A 15,934-nucleotide genomic window follows, 5' to 3' on the forward strand; every position below is an offset into this window, starting at 1 on the left:
TGTGTTAAGAAGGTTAATCCTGCTGCACCCTGGTTTTCGCTCCGGTATCGTTCGCAAAAAGCAACTTGTTTCGTTTGCGATTCAATATCATTTGGGCGAAGGGTGTGTCATGACCGGTTTCAAAAGTGTGGGCAGCTTACAGCGGGTTCGGGGATGGCTGGCGCTGGGGTTGCTGGCGCCGTTTTCTTTATCGGCAGTGGCCGAAACGGTAGCGGCCCAGGTGGCGGCCGAAGACAACTCGCTTGATCTGCCTGCATTGACCATCGAAGGCAACCGCCTGTACGACATGCTGCCTTCGGAAGAAACCGGCGGTTACAGCGTCGACGCCGCTACCGTGGGCACCAAGACGCCGGCAGCGCTCAAGGACATCCCGCAGTCGATCACCGTCTACACCCAGGACTACGTCAAGGATCGCCAGTTCGTGCACCTGGATGACCTGGCCAAGTACACCGCTGGCCTGCGCACCCTGACCAATGACAGCGGCCGCTCGTCGATCTACGCCCGTGGCTACGAGTACAGCGAGTTCAATATCGACGGCCTGCCGGCGCCCATGGCCAGCATCTTCGGTACTGTCCCGTCGTTGGCGGCGTTCGATCGCGTCGAAATCATGCGCGGGCCGGCCGGGCTGTTCAGCAGTACCAGCGAGCTGGGTGGCATCGTCAACATGGTGCGCAAGCGCCCGACCGCCGAGTTTCAGGGGCATATCGAAGGCAGCTACGGCACCTGGGACACCAATCATGAGGAAATCGACCTGAGCGGGCCGCTGGACGAGGCCGGTCGCGTGCGCGGGCGCTTCATCGCATCCCGTGACGACACCAATGGTGAAGTGGACTACAACGCCAACACCAGCAACACCTACTACGGTGCGCTGGACATCGACCTGGACGACGCCACCACTCTGTCGTTCGGCCTGATGCATGAAGTGAAGAACATCACCCCGCACAACGGCTACCCGGCCACGTTGTCCGGCGAGGTGCCCGACTTCAGCCATTCGCGTTTCCTGGGCGCCGACTGGAACTACTTCGACGGCAAGACCACCGACTTGGTCGCCGAGCTGACACACCGCTTCGACAATGGCGGTTACGGCCGTGTCGCGGCTCGTGGCTCGCACCGCGACACCAACTATCTGTACGCCTTCACTGCAACCAATGCCACCACAGGCGCCAACTCCGAGCGCGCCAGCGCCCGTGATTTCACGCAAGACACTTATTCGCTGGACGCCAGCTACAGCCAGCCGTTCGAGACCTTCGGGCAGGTAAGCGAGTTTGTGGTCGGGAGTGACTACAAGAACTACGACACCGAGTACCTCAACGGCACCACCAATCTCGGCGCGATCAACGTGAATACTTACTCGCCGAAGCAGTTCGCCAAGCCGTCGCCCAACTACAGCACCGAGACCGGCATGCAGGAAGAGGAGTACGGCCTGTACTCCAAAGTGACCTTCCGCCCGGTGGAACGCCTGGCGCTGATTGCCGGTGGCCGCTTCAGCTGGTATCGCGGTGACTTCTACACCACCACCCTTAGCAGCGGCGCCACCACCAATGACAGCAAGCGCGTCGACGGCCACTTCACCCCTTATGGTGGCCTGGTCTATGACCTGACCGACAACCACGCGCTGTACGCCAGCTATTCGCAGGTGTTCAAGCCGCAGTCCGACACCGACAGCAATGGTCGGGTGCTGAAACCGCGTGAAGGCGAGCAGTACGAGTTCGGCCTCAAGAGCAGCTACTTTGGCGGCGACTTGAATACGCGCTTCTCGGTATTCCGCCTGACCGACAAGAACCGCGCTACCACCGTGTACGATGCTGATGGTGTGGCCACCACCGACTCCGTTGCATCCGGTAAGACCCGCGTGAAGGGCGCGGAAGTGGAAGTGAGCGGCAAGCTGACGCCAAACTGGGAACTGCTGGCTGGCTACACGTGGATGGAGACCGAAACCGTCAAGGGGGACGCCGAAACCACGTTCTTCATCATGCCGCGCAACCAGGCTTCGCTTTGGAGCAAGTACACCATCAGCCAAGGGCCGCTGACTGGCTTGGCCGTGGGTGGCGGTATATCGGCGATGAGCAACTTCCATTCCGAGAGTGGCGGCGTGCGTATCGATGCACCCGGCTATGCCACGGTGGATGCGATGCTGTCTTACCCGGTGACTTCGAAGCTGACGGCCACCCTCAACGTCAACAACCTGTTCGACCGGGACTACCTGTCGCGGGTGGGGTCTACCTCGACGTTCAACTTCTACGGGCCATCGCGCAGCATGATGGTTGGGGCGCGGTATGACTTCTGACGAAGTCTGTGGCTGCTAGGTGCGCCGTAAAACAAGGCCGCGCCGGCAAAGGGCGCGGCCTTCAGGCTGAATGATGAGAAACGTGGGAGCGTATCTGCATCCTCGGGTATCAGGGCCATAAAGTTGTGAGGCCGCGTGTTAATAAGTAGCGTGCTTTTAATTCAAGAAAATTAAATCTACGCGGGGTGCCATTGATGCTTTATTTCCTGCCATTGGGTGTCTGACAACCACTTGTCTGCCACCGGAAAGAAAATATTCTCCTCGGCATCCATATGGTCATAATATTTCTTGATGAAGTCTTCGATCGTGTCGGCGATTACTCTCGCTTCTTGCGTTGACTGCTCCAACATCTTGAGCTGTCCGGCAATTCGCTTGAAGGCTTTATGATCTTGCTCGATAGCCATGACCCGTTGGTGAATCGGTGCGTCGGTTGCCAGCAAGGCCAGCCGAATAAGCTCTTCATTTTCATGGTGGTGTCGCTCTGCATCACCATGCAAGGCTTCCAGCTGCTTAAACAACAGCTTGCAGTCATCGGCACCCGCGGATCCGTGCCTTATCCTCTCCAGTAACTCTTTGATCTGAGTAATTTTGGTAGCCACCTCATGATGATAGGCGTGCAGCTCTTTCAACATGGCGTTCATGCTAAGTCCTCATCACTACACCAAGCCGTTACAGATTAAATATTATTATTAAGCAATCTCCAAGGATAGCTGCACGTGTCGGCCTACATCTAATCTTTTAATTATAGTCTAGTGCGAAACGCTCACCTTCAAAAAAGCCGCCCCCTTGGAAGATTTCGAAATATCAATTTGATGTCTCTATGCATTGCAAGAAGACGCAGGCACACCAGGATCGCTTGCGTGCTGTCCTTGAACAGCGGGGGGCTGAGCACAACAGGAGGTGCAAGGGGCTGCGTGCTATGCACGTAGGTCGGGGGTGGATACCCGCGGATTGTGACTGCTGTTTTTAAAGGCTTGTTAAATTAAGAAGCCGGCTTATGGTTGGTTTTTAAAAACTATTCATATGATTAGTATTGGTTTTTAACCTTTTTAAAGCGTTGAAACCCGCCACTTTTGGGTCGTTTTTGACCGGCTTTTTCTGCGACTTATGACGGCTGATTCATGGGAGGATCGTAATCAGCCTTCATGGGTATGCTCCGCACCATCACGGTGAATAGGCTTCTTCTGAGCCGGCTTTGAGTGGTGATCACTGCCGGTTTCGTCATGGCCGTGGTGTTCAGGTGCGGGCTCTGGTGATGGTGATTCGGGATGGTGTGCCTCTGCATGTCCCCTGTCATGATGATCTTTCCCCGAGACTGCCTCTGCAGGGTGATTGGGCACGTTGTCGCCGTGTTGGCCTTCATGGCTGTGCATTTCACTTTCACCTCCACCATGCTGGTGACCGCCACTGATCGCTACCATCGCGTTGTACTGTTGGGCGTTCATCTGGGGTAGTTGATCCAGAAATGCAACGAGTCCCCAGATGTACTCATCGCCCATGCTCTTGCCCCAGGCAGGCATGCCAGAGGCTTTGATGCCGTGCTTGATGGTCCAGAATGCTACGGCGGGTTTACCACCGACCCCAAGCTTGCCAAGGTTGGGAGGAGACGGATAAAGCGCCTGGCTGAGCTCTGTTTTCTCGACGCCAGGGGCAAGATGGCAACCGATGCACATGGCGTTGTAGTTGCCGGCGCCGACACGAATCAGGTTTTCATCCTTGAGGTTCGGTACCTCGATGTTTCTTGCGCGTACCTCAATGGAGCGATCCCGAGCCATGACCAGAAATGCATGCACTGCAGGGAAATGCGGATCGTCAGCGCCGACGTTGACCAGGCCAAGGTAAGCTGCACCCAATACCCCTGCACTGGCGGCGGCACCCGCTACTACGAGCGTTGTAATTGTTCTTTTCATGTAAGGCTCTCAAAACCACATGCGGATACCGGCAACGAAACGCGCTTCATCCACATCCCCACCCTCATCGCGGATGAAGTCTGCGGTCTTGCCGTAGGAGCGGCTCCAGGTGACGCCTATGTAGGGTGCGAACTGACGGACGATTTCATACCGTAGCCGCAGTCCGACTTCGGTATTCGCGAGGCCGGAACCTACGTCGCGCGCGGAATCGTTCTTGCCATAGAAATTGGCTTCAACTGTTGGCTGCAGGACGAGGCGATTAGTCAGGAGAATGTCGTAGTCGCCTTCCAGGCGAGCGGCGGTCTGACCGTTTTCACCGATGAATGCAGTGGCTTCGGCTTCGAAGTCGTAAAGTGCCATACCCTGAATACCGAACGCCGCCCAGGTCTGGGGGGATTCGGGTTTGAAGTCCTGGCGCACCCCGGCAACCACATCCCACCAGGGGCTTATAGAACGGCCATAGAGGACTTGCAACTCGGCATCTTCAGTGACGCCGTTAGTGCGTTCACCTTCGGAGCGGAGCCAGAGCCGGTTGATATCGCCGCCTATCCAGCCAGAAGCGTCCCACGACAGCGCACTGCCGTCGTCTGCGTCCTGATACTCCAGTTGATCCAGCAAGAAGAAGCTGTTGATCGCGCTGTCGTGCATCTGATGCCCGCCCAGTGGGGGGAAGGCCGCTTGGCGGTCCGCGTCCGTTAGTTCGGGAATCGGGGTACGGCTGCTGGTCGCAGGCTCGCCAGAGCCATGGTTCATCGTAGAGTGATCCATCGCCCCATGGTCCATGCCTGGCATCGAGTCATGCGACGGGGCCCTGCCCATTTTCATGGACCCGTGCCCCATTGCCGAATGGTCCATTTCGTCAGCGGCAAAGCTGGGCACAGCGCCTAGCATGCCGGCTGAAAGGGTCAAGGCCAGCAGCGATGGTCGCGCCAGGCTATTGGCCATCTTTCCCTGCCTTAGCTTTGTCGCTGCCATGTGATTCCATCATTTTTTTGTGGTCCATGCCCTTCATCGAGTCATGGTCCATACCCATCATGGATTCATGATCCATGCCCTTCATCGAGTCATGGTCCATACCCATCATGGATCCATGATCCATGCCCTGGGAACCTTTGCCTTTCGTAGCATCGGCAGTTTTCTGGGCGTGCTGCTCATGGTCATCGCTGGACCACGACAACGGGGCATAAATAGCAAACAGGCCAGCCATCGCAGCGGAGAGGAAAAACGTGCTTCGTTTCATTGGTTTGCTCATCTCGGATCTCCCGTTCATTCGTCCACACGGACTTCTCGGAACATGCCCGTTTCCATATGGAACATGAGGTGACAGTGATAGGCCCAACGCCCCAAAGCATCCGCAGTTACGCGATAGCTTCGTTTTGAGCCTGGTGGCATGTCGATGGTGTGTTTTCGAACCATGAAGTTGCCGTTCTCATCCTCCAGGTCGCTCCACATGCCATGAAGGTGGATGGGGTGAGTCATCATGGTGTCGTTAATCAAGGTGATACGAAGGCGCTCTCCGTACTTGAGGCGCAGGGGGGCGGCATCGGAAAACTTGATGCCGTCGAAGGACCAGGCGAATTTCTCCATGTGACCCGTCAGGTGCAGCTCGATTTTCCGGCTAGGCTCTCGTCCATCTGGGTCGATGAAGGTGCTCCGCAGGTCTGCATAGGTCAGGACGCGGCGGCCGTTGTTACGTAGCCCGATGCCCGGGTCATCCAATTTTGCCGTCGGGGTCATCGTCTGCATGTCGACCAATGGGTTGTTGAGCTCTGAGTCTGGATGACTCTGCATTTCCTTACTCATGCCGGCCATGCTGCCGTGGTCCATGCCAGCCATCTTGCTGTGATCCATGCCGGCCATGCTGCCGTGGTCCGTGCCAGCCATTTTGCTGTGATCCATGCCAGCCATTTTGCTGTGATCCATGCCGGCCATGCTGCTGTGGTCCATGCCAGCCATCTTGCTGTGATCCATGCCGGCCATGCTGCCGTGGTCCATGCCAGCCATCTTGCTGTGATCCATGCCGGCCATGCTGCTGTGGTCCATGCCAGCCATTTTGCTGTGATCCATGCCGGCCATGCTGCTGTGGTCCATGCCCATATCATTCATGGAAATGAGGGGGCGTGGGTCAACGGTTGGAACAGCAGCTTGCAAGCCTTCACGGATGGCCAGGGTGCCCCTGGAAAAGCCCGTACGGTCCATGGATTGAGCGAAGATGGTGTATGCCTGTTCGTCTTCTGGCTCAACAATGACATCGTAGGTTTCGGCTACTGCGATACGGAACTCGTCGACCGAGACCGGATGGACATACTGCCCATCTGCTGCAACCACTGTCATTTTCAGGCCAGGAATGCGTACATCGAAATAAGTCATGGCGGAGCCGTTGATGAACCGAAGCCGGATTTTCTCGCCAGGCTTGAAAACACCCGTCCAATTTCCATCCGGAGCCTGGCCGTTCATGAGGTAGGTGTAGGTATACCCGCTCACATCCGCGAGATCAGTGGGGCTCATCTTCATCTCGGCCCACATCTTGCGATCGGCCATCGCAGCAGACCAGCCCATTTCGCTTACGTCGTTGACGAAGTCACCCACGGTCCGCTTGTGGAAGTTGTAGTAGTCAGACTGCTTCTTAAGCTTGGATAGAACGTGGGCAGGGTCCTCATCCGTCCAGTCGCTTAGCATAACCACGTAATCCCGGTCATAGGCGAAAGGCTCGGGTTCTTTCGCGTCGATGACCAGTGCGCCATACACCCCGACTTGCTCCTGGAAGCCAGAGTGGCTGTGGTACCAGTAGGTGCCGTTTTGATGGAGTTTGAACTTGTACTCATACATGCCATCTGGTGCGATGCCATGGAAGCTCAGGCCTGGGACACCGTCCATGTTCGCCGGCAGGATGATGCCGTGCCAGTGGATCGAGGTGTCCTGTTTCAAGCGGTTGCGCACACGAAGCGTAACGATATCGCCTTCACGCCACCGAAGCGTTGGGCCAGGTACAGAACCATTGATTGCCATGGCTGTCCGTTTTGCACCTGTGATATTCACCGGCAGTTCACCGATGTAGAGATCAAAGTCGGTGCCCGTCAGCACATTCGGCTGGCCAGGACTGGTCAACGCCCACACTGGCATGCGCCACATGCCCAACCCGCCGAGTATTCCGGTAGCAGCCAGGCCTTTGACGAAGGAGCGTCTGGTGGTTTTACTTTGCATGCCGTTGCGCCCACTCATATGGATTGCTGGTGTCCAGGCTGCTGGATGTAGCAACCTACGGTTTCAATAGCGCTCCCATCAGCCTCGACGACGTTCAAAAGAGCACAAGCTTTACGGGGGAAAGAAGCTCGACGCTGCCATCGTTTTGATGCTGGGGTAATTACATTTTTGGAAGCGCGTCTCAGCAACTCGTGTGCCGGTTTGCTTGCCTTCCTAATCAAGCGGACAGGCCTGATGGCGCTATGCTCAAGGACAATCTAGCTACCTGATGCTGTCAGATAACTGAGCCCGACATTACTTTTCTGTCAGCTTCCCGTGGGTTGCGTTACTTGCTGCAAACTGAAAGGGCCAAGAGCAGGGGGCAATTTCTTCATTGCGAGTAATGGGCAGGGCTTCTCCTTGGCGCAACGGGTAAAGAAGACCGAGTAACCTCGTACCAAGGAACAGCACTTCGCTTGCGCCTCAATACGCAATCACTCACAAACTACGATGAAATGCTGACGCGATTCCGTCGTGTATCACGCTGCTCGACAGTTCTGGGGTGATCAAGCTATTGAGCCGTCAATGGCTTCGACGATGCTATCCCGAGATTTTCAGGCCAAGTGAGAAATAGCTTGCCTTCATTCTCATGCCGACTTGGCACAGATAGATGCGGGGGATGTGCTTTGACAGAGCATGGGCTGACCTTGGCCTAGCACAAATTCTCTTTTACTTCAGAGGGTTAGGAATTAAAAAGCCGGCTTGTGGCCGGCTTCTCGGGGACGCTTCCGACTAATTTATGGTAAGTCGCAATCGCCTTAACTGTGTGGCCATCAAGGGCCTGAAAGAGATGGCAGATGCCCGTGTGGGATATCGCCGAGCCCTCTGGAACGCGGCTCGCGCCGGTCGGGGCTTAATGTGCGGCGTAGCATACAAGGGCGGGCGCAGGATGCCCAGCAAAAAATTGCCCAGGGCGCTTCAACTGGGCCGCTGCTGGCGGAAATGTGACCAGTGGAACACCCAGCCAAGAATTTCCAGGCCCTGCGCCTGACGCTGGGCAGCGGTGTAGCGTTCGACCGTGTAGTTGCGCCGGTCATGGCTGTGCAGGTACAGGGTGTCGTGCGGGCCAAGACTGAGGTTGTTTACCCTGAGCATGCCGTTTTGCAGCAGGGCATAGGTTTCGCCCTCGACCACCCGGGTCATGCCCAGATCAATGGCCAGGGTAGCTTCCAGGGGAATCAGCGGGAGCATGTTGCTGGCCGGCATTGCCAGGCAGATTGCGTTGCCGGCTTGCACACCCAAACCCTTCAGGGCTTTTGCCGGCAAGCGCAGGTGCTTGCTGCTCACTGGCGACAGCAAGCCGTTGCTCACTTCGTAGTAGGGCACCTTCAATAACCGGCCACGATGGCCCGACAGCGGGGTAAGCGGGTTGGCGGGCACTGGCCGTGGAAGGCCGTTGCGCAGGAGTGGATTGGGGTGTTTGGGGCCTTCACCGGTGCGCAGCCAACGTCGGTGCACACAGAACAGATCGGCCAGTTCGTCCAGCCGGGCCAAAGGTACACCGCGTTTGAACCAGTTGTTGACGTGCTGTGCTGTGACGCTGCGCTGGGCGGCGAAATCGGAAGGGGTTAGGCCACATTCTTGGAGCAGGGCCCTGAGGCGGTCGCCGGAAGTGTTCATGGCGGCGAGTGTAGCGGCGAATTGCCAGACAGGATATGAACCGGATGTTGACGGGGTTTGTATGAAAAGTGGTTGTTTGTAAGGCTCTGGTGTAGGACGGCGTAGGATTTATTACCAGTAATGTGCGTACTGCCCATTCCTGCATAAAAAAACCCCGCCTAAGCGGGGTTTCTCCTGCAATCGGAATCAGCCCTTGTAGGCAGCGACCGATTTGGTGATCGCGGCACGGGCGGCGTCGGCGCCTTCCCAGCCTTCGATCTTGACCCACTTGCCCTTCTCGAGATCTTTGTAGTTGGCAAAGAAGTGCTCGATCTGCTGGATCAGCAGGGCTGGCAGGTCGGTGTATTCCTTGACGTCAACGTACAGCTGCGACAGCTTGTCGTGAGGAACAGCGATGACCTTGGCGTCGCCGCCACCGTCGTCGGTCATGTTCAGCACGCCAACCGGACGGGCGCGGATAACCGAGCCTGGGGCCACTGGGTAAGGGGTAACCACCAGCACGTCCAGCGGGTCACCGTCGTCAGCCAGGGTGTTCGGGATGAAGCCATAGTTGGCTGGGTAGAACATTGGGGTAGCCATGAAACGGTCGACGAACAGCGTGTCGCTGTCCTTGTCGATTTCGTATTTGATCGGCGCGTGGTTGGCCGGGATCTCGATGGCGACGTAGATGTCGTTCGGCAGGTCTTTGCCCGCCGGAATCTTGCTGTAGCTCATTGGGCAGTGCCCCCGTGTTTGACCAAAAAGTGGCGGCGATTATAGGCACATTCTGCCGGGGCATGCCACGCTTGGCCTGATGTGCGGGCCCGTCAGGCGTGGCTTTCGCGGTACTCGGGGTGTTCCGCCTGCAGCTGGCACAGGCGCGCCAGCGGGTCCTGGCGGTAGAACAGCGACAACTGGCGGTAGACCTGTGGATAAGCCTGATGAAGCAGGTCAGGGGCACTAAAGAAGTACTCGCTGGTAACGGCAAAGAACTCTGCCGGGTTTTCCGCAGCATAGGGGTCGATGGCAGTTTCGGCGTCGGGGTTGGCGTCCAGTTGCTGGTTGAGGTCGTCGTACGCCTGCTGCATGGCGCTTGCCCACTCATCAACGGGCATGCCGCTGTGCAGCGGTGGCAGGCCGTTGGCATCGCCGTTGAGCATGTCGAGCTTGTGCGCCAGCTCATGGATGACCAGGTTGTAAGCCTCCCAGCCACCACTGGCCTGCACGCCGTTCCAGGCCAGGATGATCGGCCCCTGCTGCCAGGCCTCGCCGCTGTGTTCGCCGTCCCACACATGCTCCACGCCACTGGCATCGCGGTGGCGCTGGGGGCTCTTGAAGTCGTCGGGGTACAGGATGATTTCGTGGAAGCCTTGGTACCAGTTCAGCTCACCCAGGTGAAGCAGGGGTAACTGTGCCTGGGCAGCCAGCAACAGGCGCTGTTCGTCGTCCAGCTCGACACCGGGCAGGCAGGTGAGGTGCTTGTCGAGCAGGAACAGGATGCAGGCTTCGCGCAGCCAGCGGTCTTCAGCGTCGCTGATGCCGTCCAGCATCGGCAGCCGCTCGCGTACGGCCTGCCATTGCTGTGGCGTGATCGGGTAACGCGCCAGAGTACGCTTGCGCCGCCAGGCGCTGAATGACCACATGCCGTTTGTTCTTTACCTGTTCAGTGAGCCTTGGCCGTACGGCCCAGGCGCCCACGCAGCAAGCCGAGAATCATCGGCACCAGCGACAGGATGATGATGCCCACCACCATCAGCGACAGGTGCTGCTTGATGAACGGCACGTTGCCGAAAAAGTAGCCCAAGGTGACCAGGCCGCCGACCCAAAGCAGCGAACCGGCAACGCTGAAGCCGAGGAAGCGTGGATAGTGCATGTGAGCGATGCCCGCGACGAACGGTGCGAAGGTGCGCAAGATGGGCAGGAAGCGCGCCATGGTCACGGTCTTGCCGCCATGGCGTTCATAGAAATCGTGGGTACGCTGCAGGTAGTCGCGGCGGAAGATCTTGGAGTTGGGGTTGTTGAACAAACGCTCACCGGCTGTTCGGCCTATCACGTAATTGGTGCTGTCGCCCAGGATTGCAGCGGCCATCAGCAGGCCGGCCAGCAGCACCGGGTCCATGCCGCCACCCGCCGCAACGGCGCCGGCGATGAACAGCAACGAGTCGCCCGGCAGGAATGGCATCACTACCAGGCCGGTTTCGCAGAAGATCACGGTGAACAGGATGGCGTAGATCCAGGGACCGTAATTGGTGACCAGCAGATCGAGGTAGGCATCGAGATGCAGGATAAGGTCCAGCGGGTTGAAATCCATGTACAGCACCTGTGTTCTTGGGCGTAGGCTTGGTTACCGGGGGGAGGGTAAATTTTCACACATGACAGGTGAGCCATTATACGGCTAAGTCAGGAACATGCCCGGAGAGTTTGTAGCGGGGGGTTACGGTAGAGGGGTATTCCTTTGCCAACCGCTTCGCGGGCACGCCCGCTCCCACAAGGATCACTACCTTGCTTGTGGAAGCGGGCGGTGCCAGTCAATCCTGGCTGATTGGCAGGATGTAGCTCTTGAACTCGGTATCCTCACGAAACCCGATGGATTCGTAAGTCTTGTGCGCCACTTCATTGTTCGCGCTGGTTGACACGCGCATGCGCACGGCATTGGTCTCCTTGGCCATTTTCTTCGCTTCGCGAATCAGGTGGTCGGCGACCAGCATGCGCCGGGAGTCCTCGGCTACATAGATATCGTTGAGAATCCATACCCGCTTCAACGACAGCGACGAGTAGCTCGGGTACAGCTGGCAAAAGCCCAGCAGTTTGCCGTCGTCATCATCCGGAAGTGCCAGGTAAATCACCGATTCGTCCCGCTTCAGGCGCTTTTCCAAAAAACTGCGCGAGCTGTCGGGGTAGGGCAGTTGCCCGTAGAACTCACGGTATTTGACGAACAACGGGGTGAGCAGGTCGAGGTGTTCCAGGGTTGCTTTGATGATGCGCATGTGCGGCCCTCAGAGTCCATTTGGGAAACAGCGGAATGCCAGCAGCGTTCAAGGGCATGCTGCCCAATGCACGGCACAAGTGCAATCCGCCTTCCGTGACAGGTTTTTTACTCTTTGCCGAGCAGGAAGTTACCTTTCTGGCTGGCGCTGTCTTCATTCTCCAGGCTATGGACCTCGGCTTCGTCCTTCAGATTCACCCCGGAAAGCTGGCGCCGGCAGGCTTCGCGCATCAAGTACAACAGGCGGTGCGCCGCCATGCCATAGCTCAGCCCCTCCAGGCGGATATTGGAAATGCAGTTGCGGTAGGCATCGGTCAGGCCGACCTTGGGTGCGTAAGTGAAATACAGGCCAAGGCTGTCGGGCGAGCTCAGCCCCGGGCGCTCGCCGATCAGCATCACCGTCATCCGGGCGCCCAGCAGCTCGCCGACCTCGTCGGCCACTGCCACGCGGCCCTGCTGCACCAGCACCACCGGGGCGCTGGTCCAGCCGTCGGCGGCAGCCTGTTCGTCGAAGCGGGTCAGGAACGGTAGCGTGTGGCGATGCACGGCCAGTGCCGAGAGGCCGTCAGCCACCACGATGGCCAGATCGACGCCGCCGGGGTTGGCCTGGGCGTGCTGGCGAAGCGTCGTAATCGAGTCTTCGTTCAGCCGCCGTCCAAGGTCCGGGCGCTGCAGGTACTGGTGGCGGTCGCTGGCAGCGCTGTGCAACACCAGGCTTTCGCGCCCGCGGTCACTCAGCTGGCTGGCCAGGCCGGCGTGGTCGAAAGCCAGGTGCACGGCATCTCGTGCCTGGGCATGCGCGAACTGGAAGTCCAGCTGCGCCCCGGTCGGCAGGCTGGTGCCGGTGCGGCCCAGGGCGATGCGCGCCGGGGTCAGGTTGCGCAGGGCCAGCCAAGGGTTGTCGGGGGTAGGCGTGCGATGGTCCATGGTCGTCCCTATGCAAGCTGTGCCAAGGCCTGGCGGAAAGCCGGCGGCAGGTTGTCACCGAAGCGCACCCGGCCATCGGCCTGGGTGAAGATGCCGGTGCGGGCCAGCCATGCCTCGAATTCCGGGCCGGGCTTCAGGCCCAGGGTCTGGCGCGCGTACAACGCGTCGTGGAACGAGGTGGTCTGGTAGTTGAGCATGATGTCGTCGGAGCCGGGGATGCCCATGATGAAGTTGATGCCGGCCACACCCAGCAGCGTCAGCAAGGTGTCCATGTCGTCCTGATCGGCTTCGGCATGGTTGGTGTAGCAGATATCGCAACCCATCGGCACGCCCAGCAGCTTGCCGCAGAAATGGTCTTCGAGGCCGGCGCGGATGATCTGCTTGCCGTTATAGAGGTATTCCGGGCCAATGAAACCGACCACGGTGTTGACCAGGAACGGCTTGAAGTGACGGGCCACGGCATAGGCGCGGGTTTCGCAGGTCTGCTGGTCGACGCCGTGGTGGGCGTTGGCCGAGAGCGCGCTGCCCTGGCCGGTTTCGAAATACATCAGGTTCTGCCCGAGGGTGCCGCGTTTCAGCGACAGACCCGCTTCGTAGCCTTCCTGCAACACGTTCAGGTTGATGCCGAAGCCGGCGTTGGCCGCCTCTGTGCCGGCGATGGACTGGAACACCAGGTCCAGTGGCACGCCGCGGTTGATTGCTTCAATCGAGGTGGTGACGTGGGTCAGCACGCAGGACTGGGTGGGGATGTCGTAGCGCTGGATGATGGCGTCGAGCATTTCCAGCAGGGCGCAGATTGAAGCGATGCTGTCGGTGGCCGGGTTGATGCCGATCATGGCGTCGCCGTTGCCGTACAGCAAGCCGTCGAGAATGCTGGCGGCAATACCGGCCGGTTCGTCTGTCGGGTGGTTGGGTTGCAGCCGGGTCGACAGGCGCCCGCGCAGGCCCATGGTGCCGCGGAACCGGGTGACCACGCGGATTTTCTGCGCCACCAGCACCAGGTCCTGCACGCGCATGATCTTCGAAACGGCAGCGGCCATTTCCGGGGTCAACCCGGGCGCCAGGGCGCGCAGGCTGTCTTCGTTGGCTTCCTCGCTCAGCAGCCAGTCGCGCAGGCCACCCACGGTCAGGTGGCTGACCGGGGCGAAGGCCTGGGCATCGTGGGTGTCGATGATCAGGCGGGTCACTTCATCTGCTTCGTAAGGGATCAGTGCTTCATTGAGAAAGTGCGTCAGCGGAATATTGGCCAACGCCATCTGCGCGGCGACGCGCTCACCGTCGTTGCTGGCCGCGACACCTGCCAGGCAGTCCCCGGAGCGTGCCGGGCTGGCCTTGGCCATCACGTCCTTGAGGCTGTCGAAGCGGTAGACCAAGTGGCCGACCGTGTGTACGAAACTTGCCATACAGAATCTCCAGAGCCGCGGGTTGCCCCGCGGCGGGTGGCGGCGATCAGTGCAGGGCCTCTTCGGCCTTCTGGATCGCGGCGAATTCCTCTTCCGGTGTGCCCGCAACCAGGTGGTGGCGGCTGTAGAAAGCAAAGTAGGCAATTAATACCGCATAGATCACTGCAGCGCCAATGACTACCCGCGGGTCAACCAGGAATCCGGCGACCACGGCGATGCACGCCAGCACCAGCGCCAGGCCGGATGTGAAGATGCCACCCGGGGTGCGGTAGGGGCGTTCCATCTTTGGCCGGCGGATGCGCAGGGTGATGTGCGCAGCCATCATCAGCACGTAAGACAGGGTAGCGCCAAACACTGCCACCAGGATCAGCAAGTCACCCTGGCCCGTCAGCGACAGGGCAAACCCGATGATGCCGGGGATGACCAAGGCCAGTACCGGGGCCTTGCTCTTGTTGGTTTCCGACAGTTTGCGCGGCAGGTAACCGGCGCGGGACAGGGCGAAGATCTGCCGGGAATAGGCATAGATGATCGAGAAGAAGCTGGCGATCAGCCCGGCCAGACCGACCAGGTTGACGAACCCGCCCATCCAGGTGGAGCCGCCGTAGGCCTTCGACAGGGCTTCGACCAGCGGGTTACCGGAGGCCTTCAGCGCCTCGGAGCCTGCGCCGCCTGGGCCGACCACCAGGATCAGCAAGGCGAAGGCCAGCAGTACCAGCATGGCGCCGATCAGGCCGCGTGGCAGGTCACGCTTGGGGTTCTTGGTTTCTTCTGCGGCCAGCGGCACGCCCTCGACGGCAAGGAAGAACCAGATGGCGTAGGGGATGGCTGCCCACACGCCGACATAGCCAAACGGCAGGAAGCTGCTGGCGCCGACGGCGTCCGTTTTGGCGATGTCGAACAGGTTGGCTGCATCAAAATGGGGCACCATGCCTATCAGGAATACGGCCAGGGCAATGGCGGCGATGGCGGTGATGATGAACATCAGCTTCAGTGCCTCACCCACGCCGAAAATGTGGATGCTGATGAACACGATGTAGAACGCCAGGTAGATCATCCAGCCGCCGATACCGAACAGCGATTGGCAGTAGGCGCCGATGAACACCGCGATGGCGGCAGGGGCGATGGCGTATTCGATCAGGATCGCCGTGCCGGTCAAAAAGCCGCCCCAGGGGCCGAAGGCACTGCGGGCAAAGCCATAGCCGCCGCCAGCGGTGGGGATCATCGACGACAGTTCGGCCAGCGAGAAGCACATGCACAGGTACATGGTTGCCATCAGCAAGGTGGCCAGGAACATGCCGCCCCAGCCGCCCTGCGCCAGGCCGAAGTTCCAGCCGGCGTAATCGCCGGAAATGACGTACGCCACGCCCAGGCCGACCAGCAGTACCCAGCCGGCGGCGCCTTTTTTCAGTTCACGTTGCTGGAAATAGTCAGAGCCGACTTTCTCGAAGTCGACGGAAGAGCCTACCGGCGATCCGGCGGAATGTTCGCTTGGCATAGATTCACCTGTTTTTTTTCTTGGTGGCCGGAAGGGTTCCGGGCCGATGGTGATGGGTGCTGCAGGAAGCGAGCCAGAGCGGTT

At 59.1% G+C, this 15,934-nt stretch carries 14 protein-coding genes; 1 reads left to right on the forward strand and 13 read right to left on the reverse strand.

Annotated elements, in window-relative coordinates; translation table 11 throughout:
• The first annotated feature begins 109 nt into the window (after positions 1-109).
• Positions 110-2,287 (forward strand): TonB-dependent siderophore receptor, encoded by a 2,178-nt coding sequence (locus ACZ889_RS06705; RefSeq protein WP_047605332.1) that lies wholly within the window; start codon positions 110-112, stop codon positions 2,285-2,287.
• Positions 2,288-2,463: 176 nt separating this feature from the next.
• Here ACZ889_RS06705 and ACZ889_RS06710 read toward each other — a convergent pair whose 3' ends face one another.
• From ACZ889_RS06710 to eat, 13 genes are all read right to left on the reverse strand, one after another.
• A complete protein-coding gene (locus ACZ889_RS06710; protein ID WP_003255371.1) occupies positions 2,464-2,928 on the reverse strand; it encodes a hemerythrin domain-containing protein in 465 nt (154 codons plus the stop codon).
• A gap of 495 nt (positions 2,929-3,423) precedes the next feature.
• Entirely contained in the window at positions 3,424-4,197 is a 774-nt protein-coding gene (locus ACZ889_RS06715; protein WP_476257258.1) for a c-type cytochrome, read from the reverse strand.
• Between the two features lie 9 nt (positions 4,198-4,206).
• Positions 4,207-5,142 carry a copper resistance protein B gene (locus tag ACZ889_RS06720; protein ID WP_180688916.1) on the reverse strand — a complete coding sequence of 312 codons (936 nt, stop codon included), beginning with the start codon at positions 5,140-5,142 and terminating at the stop codon, positions 4,207-4,209.
• Positions 5,132-5,467, reverse strand: a complete 336-nt coding sequence (locus ACZ889_RS06725; protein WP_128573901.1) for a hypothetical protein — start codon at positions 5,465-5,467, stop codon at positions 5,132-5,134. Before ACZ889_RS06725 ends, ACZ889_RS06720 begins: the two co-directional genes overlap by 11 nt.
• Positions 5,464-7,401, reverse strand: coding sequence for a copper resistance system multicopper oxidase (locus ACZ889_RS06730; protein WP_476257259.1), 1,938 nt, complete (start codon positions 7,399-7,401; stop codon positions 5,464-5,466). Before ACZ889_RS06730 ends, ACZ889_RS06725 begins: the two co-directional genes overlap by 4 nt.
• A gap of 957 nt (positions 7,402-8,358) precedes the next feature.
• Entirely contained in the window at positions 8,359-9,060 is a 702-nt protein-coding gene (locus ACZ889_RS06735) for a LexA family transcriptional regulator (protein WP_180688913.1), read from the reverse strand.
• A gap of 186 nt (positions 9,061-9,246) precedes the next feature.
• A complete protein-coding gene (gene ppa / locus ACZ889_RS06740) occupies positions 9,247-9,774 on the reverse strand; it encodes an inorganic diphosphatase (RefSeq protein ID WP_003255365.1) in 528 nt (175 codons plus the stop codon).
• Positions 9,775-9,866: 92 nt separating this feature from the next.
• On the reverse strand, positions 9,867-10,682 hold the full coding sequence (locus tag ACZ889_RS06745; RefSeq protein ID WP_161774216.1) for a M90 family metallopeptidase: 816 nt from the start codon (positions 10,680-10,682) through the stop codon (positions 9,867-9,869).
• Positions 10,683-10,702: 20 nt separating this feature from the next.
• Entirely contained in the window at positions 10,703-11,350 is a 648-nt protein-coding gene (locus ACZ889_RS06750) for a DedA family protein (RefSeq protein ID WP_003255361.1), read from the reverse strand.
• A 217-nt stretch (positions 11,351-11,567) separates the two neighbouring features.
• Entirely contained in the window at positions 11,568-12,026 is a 459-nt protein-coding gene (locus tag ACZ889_RS06755; protein ID WP_003255360.1) for a GNAT family N-acetyltransferase, read from the reverse strand.
• Between the two features lie 107 nt (positions 12,027-12,133).
• Positions 12,134-12,952 carry an ethanolamine ammonia-lyase subunit EutC gene (gene eutC, locus ACZ889_RS06760; protein ID WP_003255358.1) on the reverse strand — a complete coding sequence of 273 codons (819 nt, stop codon included), beginning with the start codon at positions 12,950-12,952 and terminating at the stop codon, positions 12,134-12,136.
• Positions 12,953-12,960: 8 nt separating this feature from the next.
• Positions 12,961-14,355: an ethanolamine ammonia-lyase subunit EutB gene (locus ACZ889_RS06765; protein ID WP_003255356.1), complete on the reverse strand. Its 1,395-nt coding sequence runs from the start codon at positions 14,353-14,355 to the stop codon at positions 12,961-12,963.
• Positions 14,356-14,401: 46 nt separating this feature from the next.
• Positions 14,402-15,850 (reverse strand): ethanolamine permease, encoded by a 1,449-nt coding sequence (eat, locus tag ACZ889_RS06770; RefSeq protein WP_108078535.1) that lies wholly within the window; start codon positions 15,848-15,850, stop codon positions 14,402-14,404.
• Positions 15,851-15,934: the final 84 nt, after the last annotated feature.

The organism is Pseudomonas sp. TE3895 (genome assembly GCF_056278855.1).

Coding starts and splice junctions, on each gene's coding strand:
- ACZ889_RS06705 (WP_047605332.1), top strand. CDS start 110: ATGACCGGTTTCAAAAGTGTGGGCAGCTTACAGCGGGTTCGGGGATGG.
- ACZ889_RS06710 (WP_003255371.1), bottom strand. CDS start 2,928: ATGAACGCCATGTTGAAAGAGCTGCACGCCTATCATCATGAGGTGGCT.
- ACZ889_RS06715 (WP_476257258.1), bottom strand. CDS start 4,197: ATGAAAAGAACAATTACAACGCTCGTAGTAGCGGGTGCCGCCGCCAGT.
- ACZ889_RS06720 (WP_180688916.1), bottom strand. CDS start 5,142: ATGGCCAATAGCCTGGCGCGACCATCGCTGCTGGCCTTGACCCTTTCA.
- ACZ889_RS06725 (WP_128573901.1), bottom strand. CDS start 5,467: ATGAACGGGAGATCCGAGATGAGCAAACCAATGAAACGAAGCACGTTT.
- ACZ889_RS06730 (WP_476257259.1), bottom strand. CDS start 7,401: ATGCAAAGTAAAACCACCAGACGCTCCTTCGTCAAAGGCCTGGCTGCT.
- ACZ889_RS06735 (WP_180688913.1), bottom strand. CDS start 9,060: ATGAACACTTCCGGCGACCGCCTCAGGGCCCTGCTCCAAGAATGTGGC.
- ppa (WP_003255365.1), bottom strand. CDS start 9,774: ATGAGCTACAGCAAGATTCCGGCGGGCAAAGACCTGCCGAACGACATC.
- ACZ889_RS06745 (WP_161774216.1), bottom strand. CDS start 10,682: ATGTGGTCATTCAGCGCCTGGCGGCGCAAGCGTACTCTGGCGCGTTAC.
- ACZ889_RS06750 (WP_003255361.1), bottom strand. CDS start 11,350: ATGGATTTCAACCCGCTGGACCTTATCCTGCATCTCGATGCCTACCTC.
- ACZ889_RS06755 (WP_003255360.1), bottom strand. CDS start 12,026: ATGCGCATCATCAAAGCAACCCTGGAACACCTCGACCTGCTCACCCCG.
- eutC (WP_003255358.1), bottom strand. CDS start 12,952: ATGGACCATCGCACGCCTACCCCCGACAACCCTTGGCTGGCCCTGCGC.
- ACZ889_RS06765 (WP_003255356.1), bottom strand. CDS start 14,355: ATGGCAAGTTTCGTACACACGGTCGGCCACTTGGTCTACCGCTTCGAC.
- eat (WP_108078535.1), bottom strand. CDS start 15,850: ATGCCAAGCGAACATTCCGCCGGATCGCCGGTAGGCTCTTCCGTCGAC.